The following is a 19232-nucleotide window of genomic DNA, read 5'->3' on the forward strand; positions in this document are numbered from 1 at the left end:
GCGGATTCCGGGACGACGCCGACCGGATGATCGTGAACATGTCGGTGTCGGTGCCTACCGTGGTCGGCCGCGGGTCATTGCGAGGTGCGACGGCCCGAGCACTGTCAGCCGCATGCGAGGAGCAGGCGGTCGAGCGTCAGGAGGTCGTGTGGAGGGCTTTACGGACAAGGTCGGCTTCATCTGGTCGATCGCTGAGCTGCTCCGCGGCGACTACAAGCAGTCCGAGTACGGCAAGGTCATCCTTCCGTTGACCGTGCTGCGCCGGCTGGACTGCGTGCTTGAGCCGACGAAGGACGCCGTCGTGGCGAAGGCCGCCGCGCTCGCCGGGAAGATCGACAACGTCGACCCAGTGCTGCGCCGTACGTCGAGGGAGAGCTTCTACAACGTCTCCCCATTGACGTTCGGCAAGCTCCGCGACGACCCGGAGAACGTCGCCGCCAACCTCACCGCCTACATCGCCGGGTTCTCCCCGGGCGCACTGGAGGCGATCACCCGGTTCGGCTTTGATGACCAGATCAAGCGGCTGGACGAGGCCGGCCTGCTCTACCAGGTCGTCGCCCGGTTCGCCGACATCGACCTGCACCCGGACGCCGTCAGCAACCTGGCGATGGGCTACATCTTCGAGGAACTCATCCGGCGGTTCTCCGAGCAGTCCAACGAGACCGCCGGTGAGCACTTCACCCCGCGCGAGGTCATCCGGCTGATGGTCAACCTCGTCTTCGCCGAGGACTCCGACGCACTCGCCATGCCAGGCGCGGTGCGCACCCTGTACGACCCGGCATGCGGCACCGGCGGCATGCTCTCTGTCGCCGAGTCCTACCTCCGCGAACTGAACCCCGATGCACGGCTGGAGGTGTTCGGCCAGGAACTCAACCCGGAGACCTGGGCGATCTGCCGGTCCGACATGATGCTCAAGGGGCAGGACCCCACGCACATCCACTTCGGCAACAGCTTCACCAACGACGGCGAACCCGACCTTCGGGCCGACTACCAGCTCGCGAATCCGCCTTTCGGAGTCGAGTGGAAGAAGGTCGAGAAGGCCGTCCGCGACGAGCACGAGAGCAAGGGCTACCGCGGCCGGTTCGGCGCGGGCCTGCCGCGCATCAACGACGGCTCACTGCTGTTCCTGCAGCACATGATCAGCAAGATGAAGCCGGTCGAGACCGGCGGCTCCCGCCTCGCCATCGTGTTCAACGGCAGCCCGCTGTTTACCGGCGCCGCCGGCTCAGGCGAGAGTGAGATCCGCCGCTGGATCTTGGAGAACGACTGGCTGGAGGCGATCGTCGCCCTGCCCGACCAGCTGTTCTATAACACCAGCATCAGCACCTACGTGTGGGTGCTCAGCAACCGTAAGCCAGTCGAGCGCGCTGGCAAGGTCATCCTCATCGACGCCCGCGACCAGTGGGTGAAGATGCCCAAGAGCCTCGGCGAGAAGCGCAAGGCGATCAGCGACGAGCAGGTCGCCACCATCACTGGCTGGTTCACCGACGCCGTCCAGCTGGCCGCTGTCGGCGACCCACATGTCCGGGTGTTCAACACCACGGACTTCGGCTACCGGCGGATCACGGTTGAGCAACCCCTCCGCGTCCGCTACGAGTTCACCAACACCGCGGTGGCTGCGGCGATGGCTACTCGCCCGGTCGGGAAGCTGCCGGCTGACGCGCCGGATGCTCCGCTCGACCTGGCTCGGCTGCAGCGGACGTTGGACGCGTGCAACGGCCTGGTCAGCACCGCCCGGGAGGATGTGGAGCAGCAGCTGCGCAAGGCCGCAGCCGGCCACGCGGCCGTGCTCAGCCCCGCGCTGGTCAAGGCCGTCGTCGACGCGCTGGCGGTCGTCGACCCGGACGCTCCGGTCGTCACCGATCGGAGAGGAGCCCCTCAGCCCGATCCGGAGGCGCGCGACTACGAGAACGTGCCGTTGTCCGAGGACGTCGACGAGTACGTTCAGCGCGAGGTCCTGCCGGTCGTGCCCGAGGCGTGGGTCGACACGACGAAGACGAAGCTCGGATACGAGATCCCGTTCACCAGGTACTTCTACGTTCCTGTCGTCCCCCGCGACCTCGCCGAGATCGACCGAGACCTCAAGGCCTCCGAGTCCCTGATCCAGCGGCTGCTGCGGACGGCATCCGCCGATGCCTGAGCTGCGCCTGAAGCACATCACCCGTCTGCAGTACGGCGACGCGCTTCCCCTGGATCAGCGGCGCCCCGGTGACGTCCCTGTCTATGGGTCCGGCGGTGTCACCGGCGTGCACGACGCCGCGAACACCCGGGCCCCCGCCATCGTCGTAGGACGCAAGGGCTCCTACGGCACCGTGCACTGGACCGACCGCGAGGCGCACGTCATCGACACGGCCTACTTCGTCGACAGCCGGCACGCGCGCTGCGACCTGCGCTGGCTGTACTACGCCCTTCAGGCGCTCGACCTGCGCGGCCCGTCGCAGGACGTCGGTGTGCCGGGACTCTCACGCGAGCTCACGCACGAGCTGCCCCTGCCGTATCTACCCGAGGCAGCGGAACAGCGACGGATTGCCGCCTACCTCGACGACCACGTTCGCCGCATCGATGCCGTGGCGGAAGAACGCCGCACGGGCAGGAGCTACCTGCTCGAGCGCCGGCGAGCGGTCATCCACGCCGCGGTCACCGGCGCGCACGGCGGAAGCTCCGGCGAGGCCGACGGTCGGCTGCCGTGGGCCCCGGTGCTGAACACCGCGTGGCCCGTGACCAAGCTGACACGCGTGGCGCGCCTGGGCAGCGGCCACACGCCGAGCCGGTCGAGGCCGGACTGGTGGGCCGACTGCACCATCCCGTGGATCACCACCGGCGAGGTCCGCCAGGTTCGGGACGACCGCCGCGAGGTCATCACTGACACGCGTGAGTGCATCAGTGAGCTCGGCCTGGCGAACAGCGCCGCCGAACTGCACCCGCGGGGCACCGTGGTGCTCTGCCGCACCGCGGCCTCCGCCGGCTACTCCGGCGTCATGGGTCTGGACATGGCCACCAGCCAGGACTTCGCTACCTGGACCTGCGGTCCACGGCTGGATCCCTTCTACCTGCTGTACTGCCTGCGCGCGATGCGTCCCTATCTGCTGGGCTACTTGGCCCAGGGGTCCACGCACAAGACCATCTACATGCCGGACATCGAATCCCTGCGTGTCCCTCTACCACCGATCGACGAGCAGCGGGCCATTGTCGGCCGAATCCGCCAAGCGGTCGGACGCATCGACGAGCTGGTCGACGCCGTCGACCAACAGCTACGCCTGCTGGAGGAACGTCGCGGGGCCCTGATCACCGCGGCGGTGACCGGCCAGATCGACCTCACGGGGAAGGCAGCATGAGCACGGGAGTGCACACCGAACGGCGGTTCGAAGACGCCGTCGAGCACGATCTCCTCGACGCCGGGTGGAGCCGGGGCGCGGTCGGCAACTACGACCGCAAGTTGGCGCTGGACACCGTCGAGCTGTTCGCGTTCATCGACGCCACCCAGCCGAAGTCGTGGGGGAGGGTAGTCACCCGCTACGGCGGCGACCCCGGCACCGCGCGACGCGAGTTCGCCCGGCTGGTCGCTGACGAACTGGATCACCGGGGCACCGTCGACGTGCTCCGGCGCGGCATCAAGGTCAAGGGCGAGACGATCCGGCTGGCGTTCTTCGCGCCCGCCCACGCGCTGACCGAGGCCACGACGGCCGCCTACGCCGCCAACCGGCTCACCGTCACCCGGCAGCTGCCCTACAGCCCCGACCACCACAACACCCTCGACCTGACGCTGTTCGTCAACGGCGTCCCCACCGCGACCGCGGAGCTGAAGAACCCCTTGACCGGGCAGGACGTCGAGGACGCGAAGGAGCAGTACCGCCGCGACCGCGACCCGCACGACCGGCTGCTGAGCAAGCGCGCGGTCGTCCACTTCGCTGTCGACCCCGACCTGGTGTTCCTCACCACCCGGCTGTCGGGCAAGACCACACGCTTCCTGCCGTTCAACCAGGGCTCCGGCGGCCCCGGCCGACCCGGCGGCGCCGGCAACCCCACCCCGGCCGACGGGTACGCCACCGCCTACCTGTGGCAGCGGGTATGGGTCCGCGACGCCTGGCTGGACCTGCTCGCCCGGTTCGTCCACGCCGCCCCCGCCGAGGGCGGGGCGAAGCGCGCAGCGAAGGCCAAGCCGGCCCAGCGAGAGATCATCTTCCCCCGCTACCACCAGTGGGACGCCGTCCTGACGCTGCTCGCGCACGCCCGCGAGCACGGCGCCGGGCACAACTACCTCGTCGAGCACTCCGCCGGGTCGGGCAAGTCGAACACCATCGCCTGGCTGGCGCACCGGCTGATGAGCCTGCACACCGCGGCCAACCGCAAGGTGTTCAGCAAGGTCATCGTCATCACCGACCGCGTAGTGCTGGACAAGCAGCTGCAGGACACGATCTTTCAGTTCGACCACACCCCCGGCGTGGTCGCCCGGATCGACAAGCACTCCACGCAGCTGGCCGAGGCGCTCGCCGGCGGCACCGCGCAGATCATCATCACCACGCTGCAGAAGTTCCCGTTCGTCCTCGACTCCGTCGCCGGCCTCACCGAGGCGAACTACGCGATCGTCGTCGACGAGGCGCACTCCTCGCAGACCGGCGAGACCGCGAAGGCGCTCAAGGCCGTCCTCGGCGCCGGCGCCGGCGCCGCCGACGGCGCAGGGCAGGACGCCGACCCCACCGACGCGGCACTGGAGGCCGCCGAGGCCTTCGACGCCGCCCTGGAGGACGCCAACGACCCGCAGGAGGCGCTGGTCGCGTCGCTCTCCGCCCGCGGCCGGCAGCCGAACCTGTCCTACGTCGCGTTCACCGCCACCCCGAAGGCCAAGACGCTGGAGCTGTTCGGCACTCGCGTCAACGGCCCCGGCGGCCCGCAGCTGCGCCCGTTCCACCTGTACTCGATGCGCCAGGCGATCGAGGAGGGCTTCATCCTCGACGTGCTGCGCAACTACATGACCTACAAGACATACTGGAAGCTGGCCAACGCCGCCGTCGACGACCCCGAGGTCGACAAGGCGAAGGCCGCCGCCGCGCTGGCCCGATTCGTCTCGCTGCACCCGACGAATCTCGCCCAGAAGGCCGAGATCATCGTCGAGCACTTCCGTCGGCACACCGCCGCCAAGATCGGCGGGCGGGCGAAGGCGATGGTCGTCACCCGCTCCCGGCTGCACGCCGTTCGGTACAAGCAGGCCATCGACGCCTACCTGGCCCGAAAGGGCTACGCCGACCTCCGCGCGCTGGTGGCGTTCTCCGGCAAGGTCATCGACGCCGGCGCTGGCGCCGACGTCGTCTACACCGAGCCCGGCATGAACGGCTTTGCCGAGCGGGAGCTGCCCGAGCGGTTTGACTCTGACGACTACCAGGTGCTCGTCGTCGCGGAGAAGTACCAGACCGGCTACGACCAGCCGCTGCTGCACACGATGTATGTCGACCGCAAGCTCGAGGGCGTCAAGGCCGTGCAGACGCTGTCCCGGCTCAACCGCACCGCCCCGGGCAAGGTCGACACCTTCGTTCTGGACTTCGTCAACACCGCCGAGGACATCGCCGAGCAGTTCAAGCCGTTCTACGAGACGACCATCGGCGAGCCGACCGACGACCAGCTGCTGTACGCCTACGCCGGGGAGATCGACGGCTACGGCGTGATCGCCGAGGCCGACGCTGACGCGTTCGTCGCCGCGCTCACCGCCGCCGGCACCGGTGCCAAGACCCACGCCTCGCTGTACGCCCACCTGGCCCCGGCGGTGGCGCGGTTCAAGGAGCTGGCGGTCGAGGACCAGGACGCGTTCCGGCGCCTGCTGGCCGGTTACACCCGCGCCTACGCCTTCCTCGCGCAGGTGCTGTCCTACGGCGACCCGGACCTCGAGCGGCTCTACCTGTACGCGCGCTACCTGCTGCTGCGGCTGCCCGGCCGGCCCGAGCCGACCGTCGACCTGGGCGAGGACGTCCGGCTATCGCACCTGCGGATCGAGGCCACGGGGCTGCACGACGTGTCCCTCGGCGAGGGCAGCGGCGACCAGATGCTGCCTGGGTTCACCGGCGTGGGCACCGGCGCGCAGAACGAGCCGGAGAAGGCCCGGCTGTCGCAGATCATCGACACCCTCAACGAGCGGTTCGGCATCCACCTCACCGAGGCCGACCAGCTGTACTTCGACCAACTCGAGCAGGCCCTCGCCGAGGACGGCGACCTCGCCGCGCAGGCCCAGGCCAACACCGAGGAGAACTTCGCCTACGGGTTCGACAAGACCTTCGAGGGTGCGGTCATCGACCGGCAGACCGCCAACGAGGACCTGTTCCGCCGGCTCATGGACGACGACGACTTCAACGGCGTGGTCAAGAGCTACCTGCGCCGCCGGGTGTACCGGCGGCTCACCGACGAGGCCGAGTCGGCGTGAGGCGACGGCGCCGACCCGGCCCCGGCGAACCCACAGACGCCGCGGCCGACCGGTCCATCCGGGACCTGGAGGCCTGCGCGGCCGGACACATCGCGCACTACACCGCTCCGCAGGGACCGCGCGCGTTCCACACCTACGACCACCTCGGGACCCCCGACGCCCTCCACCCGCTGGACTGCCTGGCTCCCGCCCTGCTCAGCACGCCGGCCAGCTGGAAGACCGTGGTGCCGCTGTTCCAGCCCGAAGGACCCGGTGCCGAGCTGCGGAAGGCGATGCAGGCGGTCCTCGACGCACCGGCCAGCTCGACCACCGACTTCCTCGCTGTGGACCTGGACAACCCACCGGCCGCCTGGGCCGCCGTCGACGTGGCCGTGGAGGCATGCCGTACCCGGGCGGCGGACGTCTCCGGGTTCAAGGAGTCGTCGTTGACCAAGACGTTGCACCGCAAGCGGCCGACGCTGGTCCCGATCTTCGACAGCGAGGTGTACGCGTTCTACTTCGGGCACAAGCCGCGGTTCAGCCGCGGCCGCGACTACACGCAGGCGGCGCGGGCCCTGTGGCGGCGGCAGCAGGCCGACCTCGGCACGCACTGGGAGTGGATCGCAGGGCTCGGGCGCGGCGTGCGCACGCCCGACGGCCGGCCGATCTCGGTGTTGCGCACCGCCGACATCGTCATCTGGGAGCACCAGATCGGCTGCCCCAGTCCACGGGTTTGACGTGGGCGGCCGACCGGAGAACGTGTCCGGCGTGACACGGACTGGCATGCCGACCGAGGGCCTGGAGCAGCTGGTGGCCCGTGCCCGGCGGCAGGCCCATCTGCTCGTGACCGCCGGTCGGCTCGAGCAGGCCCGCGACGAGCTACTGCGCGCGGAGGCCGTGCTCGCCGCCCGGGCCTCGAGCGCCCACGGCCAGCGCGCCCGCCGGGCGGCACACCGGGCGCTGCGGGACGTTCCGACGGCAGATCCGGCACCGCTGTCCGGGCCGGGTGGTGTAGTCGATGTCGTCGGCCGGCCGGCGCAGCCGCTCGCTGGCGCCGGACGGCTTGAGGCGGACCTGCCCGGGACTGACGCCGCCCGCGGTGAGCCTGACCCGCCCCATGCCCGACATCGTGCCGCCTCGCGTCCCGCCCGACGCTCCCTCGGAGGAGGGACTCCGCCTCGCCGCCTCCCCGGCCGGCGGATGGCCCGACACGCCGGCCCAGGCCATCGGCCGGCCGTCATGCGGCCAGCCAGGTACCTGTCCTCGGCGCTTGCCCCGGCCGTGGCGGCCCTGTTGGCGCGTCCGACCGGGCTGCCGCGGCCGTAGCCTTCGACGACCTCGACGCCGACACGCACGCCGGAATCCGCGCATCGTGTGAAGTCCGGCCGCAGTGTCGCAACGAGACCGCGGGGATTCCCACACACGACACCCGTCCTGGACGCGACACAGTCTAGGTGACGACACCCGCGGTCCAATCCGCGACACAGGCGGTCCAACTGACGACACAGAGCACTGCGCGCCCCGCGCGCCAGCCGCCTTACTACCGTCCTGGGGCGTGGGCATCGAGCGGAGTGAGCTGGAACTGGTCTGGCCGCCCCAGCTCTTCGCCGAGGAGGCGTCAGCGCTCCTCGCTGCCGGTCACGACGACGAACCGACCCTCGGCTGGTTACTCGACGAGGCCTTCCACGGAGACGCGGGATGGCAGCTGTTCCGTGAGGAGACTGCGAAGGCTCCCTTCCCAGGCCCGAACGCCTTCCAGGCGATGCACAGTGCCTTCGTGGAGCAACCGCCCAGTCGGGCGACCGCGCTGGTGCAGTCCCTGGTCGAGGAGGCTGAGAGGCTTCCTCGGTATGTCCCCAGGCGGTACTACAGGGCGCGGCAGCGACCAGTGGAACCGCCGGCGCGGTTGACCCTGACCGAGACGAAGGCGAGCTTCGCCCGGGTCGTCATGCAGCTCGCGGAACTCGGCTACTTCGAGCGGGCCTTCGGCAGCTCGTGCGTGGACGACGCCGACAACCCCGACATCAACGGCCAGCGGCAGCTGTCCGAACTCCTCCACGAGGACCAGGTGGCCGAGCACGACGACTACGTGCACTTGTGGCCGATGCGCCCCCGCGACTGGGGCGACCCGTGCGCCACATGGCCCGAAGACCTGTTCTGCGACCTCATCGAGGCTCTTCACGATCTTGTAGCTCGTCCCCGTCGCCGGCACTGGCACGACTACGGCAACGAGTGGGACTACGGCGACTTCGCCCGCCGCCCCGGGCAGGCGGTGTACCGGTGGCGCATCAACGAGGTACTCGACCGCTCCGAGGTTCCGCTCAGGTTGGCCGAGTCCGGCCCGGACATCGGCCGCCTCGTCACCTCGGCCGGTGACCCGCGGGACGAGCTCGTGGAGCGAGCTCTGCAGTCCCCAGAGCCGAAGGCCCTCCAGCGCATCGAGCACGCCATCGCGCAGTTCCGGGACCGGCACGCGACTACGGCCGCCAAACGGGAAGCGACCCGCGCCCTCGCCGATGTCCTCGAGCTCCGCCGCGGTCTCCTGAAGGAGGCGCTCTTGTCCGGCGACGAGGGCGACCTGTTCCGCATCGCCAACACCTTCGAGGTCCGCCACCTCAACGAGCGGCAGAAGGCCGACTACGACCCCATCTTCTTGGACTGGGTGTTCTGGTGGTACCTCGCCACCATCGAGCTCACCGACCGGCTGCTGGCCCGCCAGGAGAAGGGCTGACGTCCTGAGCTTCGGGCGGCCGGCGGCCGGCGGCGCTAGGCCGGCGGCTTGGCCACACCCATGCCCTTCAGGGTCGCGGACACCACGCCCATCGCGTCTCTGTCGAACCCCTGCTCGAGGACGCGGAGTTGATGCGGGATAGGGCGCAGCCCCTCCCGCTGGCCCTCGAAGGTCCCGTCCGGGCGGCGGTTCTCGTCGGGCACCACTTCGAGCAGCCCGTAGCGGGCGAGGTACTTGTGCGTGGCGTAGGTGTCCAGGGAGAGCCCGTGGAACTGGATGCGCGTCGTCCCGTCTAGCTGCGCCGTCGTCCCCGGAGCCCAGGCGAGCAAGCCGACGTGGGCGAGTAGAGCGAAGAGCAAGGCCATCTCCGAGTCCGAGAGGACCGCGTGCCAGCCGCGGAGGAAGAACGACGGCGGTAGACCGAACACCGGCTCGAACGGCTGGGGGACTCTGTACGGGAGGACGCTGGCCCGCTCCAGGTCCCCGGCCTCGTTGAGCAGCATGAAGCCCTCGTACTTCGCCTTCCGTCGGGAGCCGTTGGGCAGATGGACGAGTTGGACGTCGTCGTGCGCCAGGTGGTTGAGCGTGCTGCCGATCTGGCGAACGCGGTTGTCATGCGGAGAGGTGTAGGTGCGTCGGGGCCCCGGGCGGCTCTCGGTCGCGATGGCGATGAGGTCCGACCAGGTCGGGGGGCCACCGCGGTCGGCGACCGGGGGGAAGACCGGCCTGTCGTTCAACGGTCGACGCCCCGGAGGGGTGGTGCACTGGGCGATGAAGACGGCCGTCAAAAAGAACTCCATCGCCGATCCGGTCGGCGCAATGAGGCGGGTCGCCGGCGGGCGCTTCGTCCTCGGCGGCACCTTCCGGTCCGAGAACGTGCCGGGGGGCAACGGGCGCTCAAGTCGCGAGAAGGACCGACGGATGAGGATCCGGTCCGGGCGGCGGCCGTTCTCCCACTCGGCCTCGAGGGCGGCTAGCACCGTCTCCCGCTGGCGTCGGACGTCCAGGAGCCTCAGTCGCTCGAGTCGCGTCCAGTGACGCTCCTCGGGGGTCGGCTTGCGACGACTTGAAGCCGTATTCGGCTTACTGTCTTGAACGTCCATTCCTGTCCTTGCCCTGCCACCGTGTCGTTGCTCATCGGACGGTGTCGCGGGGCAGGAATGCCCGTGCTCAGCGTACCCCGGCGTCGTCCTCCAGCGGCCGCACTCTGGTGCTCGAGCGGGACACGCAGCGAGCGGGAGAGGCGATGGAGGAGATGGCGATGGCCGAACTGGGGACCGTGGCCGGTCTGACGGGCCTCGGGCTGGTCATCGCCGTGCTGCTCATCGTCGTCGTGTTCGTGGGCCTGGGCATCTGGTCCCTGCGGCAGGATCCGACGCGGCAGACCCATGTGCTCGCCCTGCTGGACCGGCTGGTCAACCTCGTCGCCGCCGTCCGCGCCGGGGCGCCGGCGTCGCCGGCGGAGGACAGCGCCCCGACGGTTGAGGCGAAGCCCGCGGACGACGCCGCATGAGGGCCCGCTCGCGGGAATCACGACTGGTCGGTGAGGACCGCTCGGACCTCGGCGTACGGCACGACCAGCGGTTGCCCCGGTGGGACTGCTCGGCGGCGGGCCGTGAGGTGGTCGGCCAGACGCGTGATGCGGTCGGCGTTGCGCCGCGCCCAGTCGTCGATCTCCCGAAGGAGGTCATCGGCTCGCTGTCCGAGCGCGGTGTCCCGTTCCTCGTCGCTGACGCTGCCGGTCAGGCCCACACCGCGGTGCCAGTTGTCCTTGTCCACCTCGGAGTTGTCGGCGTTGGCCTCATGTAGCACGGCCATCTCGGCGTACAAGCCGGCGAACGCGACCCGGAAGCTGGCCACGGGGTCCGCCGTCCAACGGGTGTCGCCGAACTCCAGGCCTGCGGAGCCCTCGAACAGGCCACCCTCGAAGCTGGGCGCGGCGCCCTCGTCGAAGAAGATGATGTGCTTGAACTCGATGCCGTTGTCGAGGGCGGCGACGGCATGCCCGGCTTCATGGACATCGACGTGCCGGGCGCTGCTGTACTGCCTGTAGTCGCCGTCGCCCTCGTCGTCTTCGAGAGGCGTGACGCGCACTCGCTCCGCTCGGTTCCTCAGCTCCTGCAGATGGTTCCGCCGGGGCGGTCGAGCGGCGACGGGTTGGGCGGCCGCGTCGACGTCGTCCTCGTGGTCGTCCATGAGGACGAGTCTGCCCGGCCCCAGCGGGCGTGGTCCCTACGACCAGCGCACCGGGACGTCGAACAGGGTGAGCAGCGGCCAGTCGCCGGGGCCCTTGCATGCGGTCGACGCGGTGCGCTGCCGCGCGAGGGCGGCGCGCATGGACACCGGGACGACGACGTGGTCGCCGTCGGCGGTGCGCAGCGCCCAGACCTTGTCCGGCGTGGTCTCCGGGTCGGTCTCGACGGCGGCGAGGAGGTGCCGGACCTGACGGCCGGAAGTTCCAGCTTGCCGGTCGGCACTGCTACCGCTCTGGCCTGCATGTCGCGGAGGGTCACGGACAGCAGCGCCAGTGTCACGTGTCAGACGCCGTGACACTGCCACTGGACTTCACACATCCTCCGTGCGCGTCGCGTGCCGCTCCGGACGGTGTCGGGACATGGGGCACACGCACGGACCGGGCTCTCGGGCTCGGCGACCGAAGTACCAGCCCGTCCACGTGCAGGACATGGCCGGGCACCTCGCTGCGCTGCAGGCCTTCATCGACGAGCAGGGCCGTGCCGCGGCGACCCGGCTCAACGACGACATCTTCTGGCGGAGGTGGACGGAGCACTGTCAAGAGGTGGCGGAGAAGTACGGGCTGATCATCGACCCGGAAGACGCGCCGTTCCTCGCGTTCGAGGAACTTGTGCTGCAGCGCCGTGCCGACGGCAAGCCGATCGCCGCCTCCACCACGGACCGCTATCTGGCCGCAATCCGGTGGCGGTACGCCGAGCTGGGGCGCGTACCGGCGCACCAGCGGCCCGAGAACGCCAACGCGTGGCGGGAGCTGCGCCGGGGTCAGCGGAAGCAGGAGGGAGAGCGGCGCGCGGCCGGTGATCCGCCGCGGGAGCAGGCGGTGCCGCTGTTCCGTGAGGACCTCGTCCGGATGCTGCGGGCCGAGCCACCGCGGACACCGTGGCTGGATGAACGGCGGGCGCTGGTCCTGCTGGCGCTGGACACGGACCTGTCAACGCCGCAACTGCAGGAGCTCGACACCGCAGACGTCGAGCTGATCGACACCACCGACCCGACGGAGCCCGGTGGCATCCGCGTGGCCGGGTACGAGCTGCCCTGCGACCACGCCGAGCGGTTCCCTGGTGTGCCGTGGGACTGCACCGCCTGCGCGGTGCGCGCGGCGCTCGCCGCGCGCACCGGCGGAGGGCCGCTGCTCACCAGCGGCGCAGAGGCGCTGCCGACGTACCTGGGTGTTCGTCGGCGGCGGTGGGCCGGATTGCAGATGGCGCGTCGCTACGGCCCGGCGCTGGACGTCGATCCGACGTTGAGTCCTCGGGCACTCGCTGGGCTGCGACGCGGCCTCGTGCTGACCGTCGATCCGAAGGGTGCGGGCTTCCGGTGGGCGCGGGCGCGGGCGTGGACGGCGCTGAGCTGGGTCTGCGGCTTCCGGATGGGTTCCGATGTCGCCGGCCTCGACCGGTGCGCGGTCGCCGTCGATGCCGCGGGCCGTGGCTACCGGATCGACCTGGCGGCCACGAAGGACGACCCGGAGGCGGTGAAGGACGTCGCCCGTCCGCTGGCGTGGAGCGCCACCGGCGGCCCGTCGGCGGCGCAGGCGGTCGCGGAGTACCTGTGTGTGCGTGACGCCTCGGCCGGCCGGGCCGGGACACTGCTGGTTGAGGCCGTGCCTCCGCACGGTCCCGTCGCCCGGCTGCGCGCGTGCACCCTCGCCGGCAAGGACCTGGACCTGCTGTGTGAGTACGCGGGCCTGCCGAAGGTGTACAGCAGCTACTCCACCCGGGTGGGCTACACCCAGCAGGCTGAGCGGGACGGCTGGCTGGTGGAGGAGATCTCTGCGGGCCTGCGGCACCAGTCGCTGGAGACGACGGTGCAGCACTACACCGGCGCCTCCAACGCCCGCGGCGCGGTGACGAAGCTGATCAACTCGAAGCCCGGTTCCGAGGAGCGGGTGGCGTGAGCCGGCAGGAGGCCCGCTCTCGGGCACAGACCGAGGTCGTCGATCGCCGTCGGCGCACCGAGCAGGAGCAGTCCGACTGCTACGCGCTCGGCAGCTACTTGCGGTGGTGCGAGGTCAATGGACAGCCGCCGCGGCCACCCGCAACCTCGGACCCCGGGTACCCGGGGTCCGAGCTGGTGATGCTGGCGTTCCTGTACGCGCATCCCGGCTGGTCGCACACCTACGCCACGACCCTGGTCCGGCTGATCGGCACCGATCACGTCCGGGGCGGCCACCCGGACCCGCGTGGCCAGCTCACCGAGCAGTACCTGCATGCGCTCAAGCGCGCGGAGGGGCTGCGTAAGGGCCGCGCGACCGACGCGCTGACGCAGGAGCAGGTGACTATCGCGCCCGAGCGCGCCCAGCACGGCCTGCGCCCACCGACGCCGCTGGCGGTCCGGCTGCGCGGGGTGATCGCCGCCGCCGAGGCCCTCGGAGTCGACGCGACCCTGCCCGGCGGCTGCATCCAGCAGCTGCCACGGACGGCCTTCGAGATCCGGCCCGACGCCGTGCTCCTGACCGTGCACGATCGCTGTGCGCGCAACGGCCGCGACCACCGCCGGTGCGGCCGCCGCCTGGACGCGGATCGGCAGGCTTCGTTCTATGCCGCGCTGGTGCTGGCGCTTGAGGCCGCCGGCGACGCGGACTTGCCGTTGGCTCCGCGGCTCGATGCGCACCGCTCCCTCGATGAGATGGTGCTGCAGGACAACCGCCGGCTGTTCGAGGCGTGGCGGCGGGCGCATCCGCTGCGGACGTCGGAGGTGACGACCAGCTACGGCGGGCGGAAGGTCCTGCGCGCGCAGATCGGGGAGTGCTGGGCCGCCGACCGGATCGAGGACCGGGTGTGGTGGCTGGCCAACGTCGACAGTTGGCTGTGGCTGCGTCGCCGCGACGTGGCGTACACCCTCGCCGGCGTGGTCAACGCCCGCCGGCACGTCGAGCTCGAGCGGCTGTCCCTCGGCCGCCTGGAGGTGACCTCAACCGGCTTTCGGTACGTGCTGCGTCCGCATGAGCACAAGGGCGGGCAGATCACCGGGCAGCGGGGCGGTAAGCCCGGTGACTTGGTGCGCAGCCTCGACCACCTCGCCGATGACCCCGCCGACTGCTCGACCGCGTGTCCCGCCTGCGCGATGCGCGATCACCTCGAGGTCCGGGTCCGCAGCGGCGCCGGCCCGGACGATCCGCTGTTCATCGGGCTCAAGGGAGAGGTGCTGCAGAGAAACGGTGCTCGTGCCGCGGTTCGCCGGCTGTACGCGCTGGTGGCCGACCTCGACGCGGACCCGGACGCGGTGCGGGTGATCGGCACCCGCACGCTGCGCGTTACCGGAGCCTCCCTTGCCTGGCAGGCCGGGATGTCCGCGCGGGAGATCGCCGACGAGATCACCGGGCACGCCAGTGAGTACATGGCGCTGTTGTACGTGCGCCGGGTCGACCCGTTCTCGTGTGACCTGACGCTGTCCCTCGATGGAAAGGAGCGCCGTGGCCGCCGGCCGGCAACCCGCAACGCCGCTGGTTCGGCGGCGCGTACTGCTGCCGTCGAGGAGGCCGCACGCGCCACTTGAATCGGCACGGCCGGGGGTGACTCTCGCCCGGATGCGACGGGCCCGGGCAGCCGATGGCTGCCCGGGCCCGTCGCCGTGCGGAAGCTGCGGTTTGCGATGGCTACTGCCCGTTGGTGTCCTCGTCGGTCGGCAACCGGCAGGCGTCGTGCATCTGCATGTACTGCTTGGCCGTGTCTCTGCCGCGGCGGGTGGTCTGAGCGGTCTGCTCGAGTTCCGGGCCGGTTCGCCGACCGTCCGGGCCGAGCAGCTTGCGGGCGGCGTTCCCCGTGGCGTCGTTGACCTCGCGCCGGTAGGCGAGCAGCACGTCGATGCTGCGGTGGCCGATGGCCTCGCCGATGGACAGGTCGTGGCGTAGCGCGGCGCCCAGCTCCTCCTCGGTCAGGCGGCGACGGGCGGGGCGGTTCTCGGTGGATTCCATGCGAGGGACGGTCCGGTGACCGCCTCGACGCGGCAGTCACCCGAGGAGCAGCTTGCGGGCAGCGTTCGTCTTCGCGCCGTTGACTTCTCGCCGGTACGCGACGAGCACGTCGACCGTCTTGTGGTCGGTGACGTCCTGCACCTCCGGGATGCTCAGCTTGTCGTCGCGGAGCGCCTCCGTGACGAAGCCCGACCTCAACGAATGCGCGGTGTACACCGCCTTCTCGCCGGTGGGCGGCTTGCGCATCAGCCCGGCGGCGACCGCGAGCCGCTGGACGGCGTCGTTGATGCCCTCGCCGGTCAGCCGAGGAGCTCGGCCATCCTCGCCGACCTTGAGCGTGCCGGCGCCGGTGAGCGCAACGAACACCGGCTCGTCCGGGCGTGGCGGCCGGCCGAGCGCGACGGTCAGCTGCGCGCGCCATGCACGCAACGCGGTGGCCGGGCACGCCTTGTCCGAACCAGGTGCCGCCTGCGGCACCCACTTGGGCTTGCCCCGTCCCTCCTGATCGGTCTTGCTGCGGCGGAAGATGGCGGCGAGGCCGTCCTCGCCGTGGTCGGTGAGGTCCCGCCAGTTCAGCGCTGACAGGTTGGACCGGCGGCCGGCGGTGTAGAAGCCGACGAGCAGCAGCGCCCGGTCACGGGCGATGACCAGCGGAGTCACCGGGCACTCGGCGGCCAGCAACCGGGCCAGCGCACGGTCGGTAAGCCCGGGCAGGGCGGCCCAGCCGCCGGCGTCGGCGGCCGCGGCGTGCACCGCCTGGTGCAGTGCCTGGCGGGTCATCGGGCCGCCGGCAGTACGGTGTGGTGTGCGGGGCGGCTCGCCCTTCTTCGTCCGGCGCGGAGTGGGGACCGCCGGGTGAGCGAAGACCGAGTCGAGCTTGACGGCCATCGTCCGCAGCTCCCGCAGCGTGCGGACCAGGCACAGCTCGGGGTTGCAGTGGGCGGGCACGACGACGGTCACCGGTTCACCCCAGCGATGCGCCGGGGCGAGCTGAAGGGTCACCTGCTCGGCCTCCAGGGTCACGTCGGCCCAGCCGAGCTCCGCCAGTTGCCCCGCGGTGGCGCCCGTTCGAGCCCGGACCAGCACCGCCGCCCGCTTGCGGGTGGCGGTGTAGCCGGCGCCGGTGGCGGCGGTCAGGCAGGCGTTGATGCGGGCGAGGTCGAGAGCTGCGGCGCGGTGCTCGGGGGCGATCCCGAGCCGGCGCCGGATGCCGCGCATCAGCTCCTGGATACCGGGGTTGTCGCCGGGGCGGGGGAGGCCGATGAACGCCGCGGCGAGGTTGAGCGCGGCCAGCCGGATGCCCACGGTGCCGGCGGTGACCGCCGGCATCAGGCCGCCGTCGGTGTCCCGGAGAAAGTCCGCGGTGGCCTCGTCCCAGATGAACGCATAGTCGAGGAGATGGTTGGCGACCTGCTGTGGGTCGAACGGAAGGGCGGGGAGGTCCTCCTCGCGGCACCACGCCCGCCAGGCGCGGACGTGCCCTCCGTAGCTGGCCAGCGTGCCGTCGGCCCACGCGCTCGCCCGCAGCTCGTCGAGCAGCCGAGCGCGCTCGAGCCGGTAAACCCGCTGGGCGGCGGTGCCGTCACCGAGGTCGGTGACCTCGGCCAGCCGCGCCGGGACCAGCCAGCCACGCTCGTTGAGGAAGGCGTCGAGGACGCGGTCGACGGTCAGGTCGTCGAAGGACGGCTGCTCGATCGTCTCGTCGACCAGCTCGGCCTCGACCACCTCGGCGGCGCTCTTCGCCGCTGCATCCGCGTCGGCCATCGAGACCGCGGCGTCGACGTCCTCGCCCGCGGGGAGGTCGACGGACCGGCGCAGCAGCAGGGCCAGCGCCGAGCTGGTCGAGGCGGTCGGCGCGGTCCGCCGAGGAACGGGGCGGCCAGGGCGAGCGCGCACGGCGCGGCGGGGCAAGGGGACCTCCAGGGGCCGGTCGGGGGGCGGATTCGCCCGGCGTCGGGTTGACGCTGACGGGACGGTGCCGGCAAGCCACTGACCTGCAATCGAGCCCCTCAGCGTCCAGAGGTGTCCCCGAGAAGATCAGTTCTCGGGGATACGACTGGACGCCAGTAACTGGTCCTGACCGACCCTCCGTGCGCCACCATCCGGCCGGTCCCGTCCCAGGCCGGAGACCTCAGCGGCGCCGACCCTTCGACGTCATGCCGATGGCGGCGTCAGGCGACCGAGGACGGCGGCCCCTGCCGGCCGCCGCTGGACGCCGTGCTTGTCCAGCACCCGCCGGATCGCCGTCTGGCTGCGGTCGGCAAGCTCACCGATCTCCCTCAGCGACCGCCCCAACCGGTACTGCTCGACCACGAAGGCCTCGTGCTGAACCTGCGCGCCGTTGGCGGCCGTGGTCCCCGACCGCGCGGTGCCCGCGAACTGCGGCAGGGGACGCAGCGATGGGCGCGAGGGATAGGGCACGGGTGGTGATCGTCCGCGCGCACCGCGATCGATGGAACGCTGCGCGCGCGGCTCCGCTCCGATTTGGTGACCGCCGTCGGGAGCATCGGTGCGGCGACCGCCTCACGGCTCGGGGGCCAGCGCACACCGTTGCATGCGGGTGTGCGACGCGCACCGGGGCTGGTCGTGCGCCGGTACGGTGCGCCGGTGCCCGCTCCCGCCCTGCCGCCGGTGCCGGCAGCATCCGACAGCGCCCTGTTCGGCGCGCCGCTGGTCCGCCGCCACCGAGCCGACGACGACCTGTCCGCCGAGAACGCCGAGACCATCCGGCAGCAGGTGCACGGCGAGCTGCTCGAGCGTTACGGCGACGCCGGCGGCCGACCTGAGCGGCCGCCTCGTCGCCCGCGGGCGGACTTCGGCGCGGCGCCGACCAAGCAGGCCCGGCGGGTATTCGTGGCGAAGTTCAACCCGGCCGAGTCTGCGCCCGGCACCGGCCGCTACGAGGAGTCCGACCCCGCGACCGTCCCGGTGTTGTGGGACTTCACCGCGCCGCCGAGCAGCTGGGTCGGGGACCGGTGGAACCGGCACGTCGCCGAGCATGACGCGATCGCCGCCGGGGACCTGATTGTCGTCCAGCGCAGCATCCCGCGGACCGCAGATGTCCCAGTCGCCGACGACGACGCCTACGGCGGGCGGCGAGTGCTGCTCGGCGTGTGGTGGGTGACGCATGTGCACCGCCGCTGGCTGACCCACCCGAAGAGCAGGCCGGTGACCGAGGCCTGGCACGCGCCGCTGGTCCGGTTCGACCAGGCCGTCGACGTCGAGATCATCCGCCGGCATCCGGAGCTGACCTACCTCGGCCCGTTCACCGACGACCGCCGGGCCACCCTGGTCGCCACCACCCCGGTCGAGGCCGCCGCGCTCACCGCCGCGTGCGGGCTGCCCAGCTGGGTGCTCACCGACCCCGACCCCGTAGCCATCGCCCGTCGACTGGCCGGGCTGAGGACGGGGATGCGCGACAAGGACGTCGACTACGCCCGCAATGCCCGCGCCCGGTACGAGCACATCCACGCCATCGACGTGGCCGCTTCCAACCGGGTCCGCGACCAGCTCGTCGACGGCGGCTGGGACGTGATGAGCCGGGAGCGCCGGCCCCGGTGGGGCGCCGACCTGGCCGCAGTCCGCGCACACCTCGGCGTCAAGGAGCGGCGCGCGGTCGAGGTCAAGGGCAAGCGGAGCAGCCGCTGGACCGACATCGTCCTGCAGCAGTCCCAGTGGGATCGGGCGTGCGCATCTGCCACCGCCGGCGACGACGAGTGGTGGCTGGCCGTGGTCACGAAGGCGCTCGACGCGAACCCGCCGCCGGTGAAGCAGATCGCCGCGCCGTGGGTGGCCCAGCACTGGCCGCCCGCCCAGGTGCGCGCCGCCGGCGGCTGGGCCGGGCCCGCTCCCGACGACTGGACCCCCGACCCGAGCTGACCGCAGCCACCGGTGCGCAACTGTGATCGCGCTCGCCGGATCAAGATCAGGCGCTGTCCGAGGTG

15 protein-coding genes are annotated in these 19232 nt (G+C 71.3%); 9 read left to right on the forward strand and 6 right to left on the reverse strand.

Annotated features, from left to right (window positions below):
* Nucleotides 1–148: 148 nt before the first annotated feature.
* From ACI78Q_RS00235 to ACI78Q_RS00250, 4 genes are read left to right on the forward strand one after another with little or no spacing between them, the layout of a single operon-like run.
* Complete coding sequence (locus ACI78Q_RS00235; protein ID WP_456921273.1) at nt 149–2140, forward strand: type I restriction-modification system subunit M; 1992 nt, start codon at nt 149–151, stop codon at nt 2138–2140.
* Nucleotides 2133–3335, forward strand: a complete 1203-nt coding sequence (locus ACI78Q_RS00240; protein WP_456921274.1) for a restriction endonuclease subunit S — start codon at nt 2133–2135, stop codon at nt 3333–3335. The genes ACI78Q_RS00235 and ACI78Q_RS00240 overlap by 8 nt, the downstream gene beginning before the upstream one ends.
* Nucleotides 3332–6409: a type I restriction endonuclease subunit R gene (locus ACI78Q_RS00245; RefSeq protein WP_456921275.1), complete on the forward strand. Its 3078-nt coding sequence runs from the start codon at nt 3332–3334 to the stop codon at nt 6407–6409. Before ACI78Q_RS00240 ends, ACI78Q_RS00245 begins: the two co-directional genes overlap by 4 nt.
* A complete protein-coding gene (locus ACI78Q_RS00250) occupies nt 6406–7125 on the forward strand; it encodes a DUF6308 family protein (RefSeq protein WP_456921276.1) in 720 nt (239 codons plus the stop codon). Before ACI78Q_RS00245 ends, ACI78Q_RS00250 begins: the two co-directional genes overlap by 4 nt.
* Nucleotides 7126–7267: 142 nt before the next feature.
* Here the strand turns inward: ACI78Q_RS00250 and ACI78Q_RS00255 are convergent, their stop codons facing one another.
* Nucleotides 7268–7507, reverse strand: a complete 240-nt coding sequence (locus ACI78Q_RS00255) for a hypothetical protein (protein WP_456921277.1) — start codon at nt 7505–7507, stop codon at nt 7268–7270.
* Between the two features lie 436 nt (nt 7508–7943).
* Here ACI78Q_RS00255 and ACI78Q_RS00260 point away from each other — a divergent pair, with 436 nt between their 5' ends.
* On the forward strand, nt 7944–9119 hold the full coding sequence (locus ACI78Q_RS00260; RefSeq protein WP_456921278.1) for a hypothetical protein: 1176 nt from the start codon (nt 7944–7946) through the stop codon (nt 9117–9119).
* Between the two features lie 35 nt (nt 9120–9154).
* On the opposite strand, the gene ACI78Q_RS00265 is transcribed toward ACI78Q_RS00260, so the two are convergent.
* A complete protein-coding gene (locus tag ACI78Q_RS00265; protein ID WP_456921279.1) occupies nt 9155–9856 on the reverse strand; it encodes a hypothetical protein in 702 nt (233 codons plus the stop codon).
* A 524-nt stretch (nt 9857–10380) separates the two neighbouring features.
* On the opposite strand from ACI78Q_RS00265, the gene ACI78Q_RS00270 reads away from it, so the two are divergent.
* Nucleotides 10381–10632: a hypothetical protein gene (locus ACI78Q_RS00270; protein ID WP_456921280.1), complete on the forward strand. Its 252-nt coding sequence runs from the start codon at nt 10381–10383 to the stop codon at nt 10630–10632.
* 17 nt (nt 10633–10649) lie between these two features.
* On the opposite strand, the gene ACI78Q_RS00275 is transcribed toward ACI78Q_RS00270, so the two are convergent.
* Nucleotides 10650–11315 carry a hypothetical protein gene (locus ACI78Q_RS00275; RefSeq protein WP_456921281.1) on the reverse strand — a complete coding sequence of 222 codons (666 nt, stop codon included), beginning with the start codon at nt 11313–11315 and terminating at the stop codon, nt 10650–10652.
* A gap of 478 nt (nt 11316–11793) precedes the next feature.
* Between ACI78Q_RS00275 and ACI78Q_RS00280 the strand changes: the two genes are divergently transcribed.
* Both ACI78Q_RS00280 and ACI78Q_RS00285 read left to right on the forward strand, forming a co-directional pair.
* Nucleotides 11794–13269 (forward strand): hypothetical protein, encoded by a 1476-nt coding sequence (locus tag ACI78Q_RS00280; protein ID WP_456921282.1) that lies wholly within the window; start codon nt 11794–11796, stop codon nt 13267–13269.
* A complete protein-coding gene (locus ACI78Q_RS00285; RefSeq protein WP_456921283.1) occupies nt 13266–14870 on the forward strand; it encodes a hypothetical protein in 1605 nt (534 codons plus the stop codon). The genes ACI78Q_RS00280 and ACI78Q_RS00285 overlap by 4 nt, the downstream gene beginning before the upstream one ends.
* A gap of 100 nt (nt 14871–14970) precedes the next feature.
* Here ACI78Q_RS00285 and ACI78Q_RS00290 read toward each other — a convergent pair whose 3' ends face one another.
* From ACI78Q_RS00290 to ACI78Q_RS00300, 3 genes are all read right to left on the reverse strand, one after another.
* Nucleotides 14971–15288 (reverse strand): hypothetical protein, encoded by a 318-nt coding sequence (locus ACI78Q_RS00290; protein WP_456921285.1) that lies wholly within the window; start codon nt 15286–15288, stop codon nt 14971–14973.
* Nucleotides 15289–15324: 36 nt separating this feature from the next.
* Nucleotides 15325–17184 carry a hypothetical protein gene (locus ACI78Q_RS00295; RefSeq protein ID WP_456921286.1) on the reverse strand — a complete coding sequence of 620 codons (1860 nt, stop codon included), beginning with the start codon at nt 17182–17184 and terminating at the stop codon, nt 15325–15327.
* A gap of 258 nt (nt 17185–17442) precedes the next feature.
* Nucleotides 17443–17709 carry a helix-turn-helix domain-containing protein gene (locus tag ACI78Q_RS00300; protein ID WP_456921287.1) on the reverse strand — a complete coding sequence of 89 codons (267 nt, stop codon included), beginning with the start codon at nt 17707–17709 and terminating at the stop codon, nt 17443–17445.
* Between the two features lie 186 nt (nt 17710–17895).
* Here ACI78Q_RS00300 and ACI78Q_RS00305 point away from each other — a divergent pair, with 186 nt between their 5' ends.
* Nucleotides 17896–19167 carry a protein NO VEIN domain-containing protein gene (locus ACI78Q_RS00305; protein ID WP_456921288.1) on the forward strand — a complete coding sequence of 424 codons (1272 nt, stop codon included), beginning with the start codon at nt 17896–17898 and terminating at the stop codon, nt 19165–19167.
* Nucleotides 19168–19232 lie beyond the last annotated feature (65 nt).

It is taken from the genome of Geodermatophilus sp. SYSU D00705, assembly GCF_054050135.1.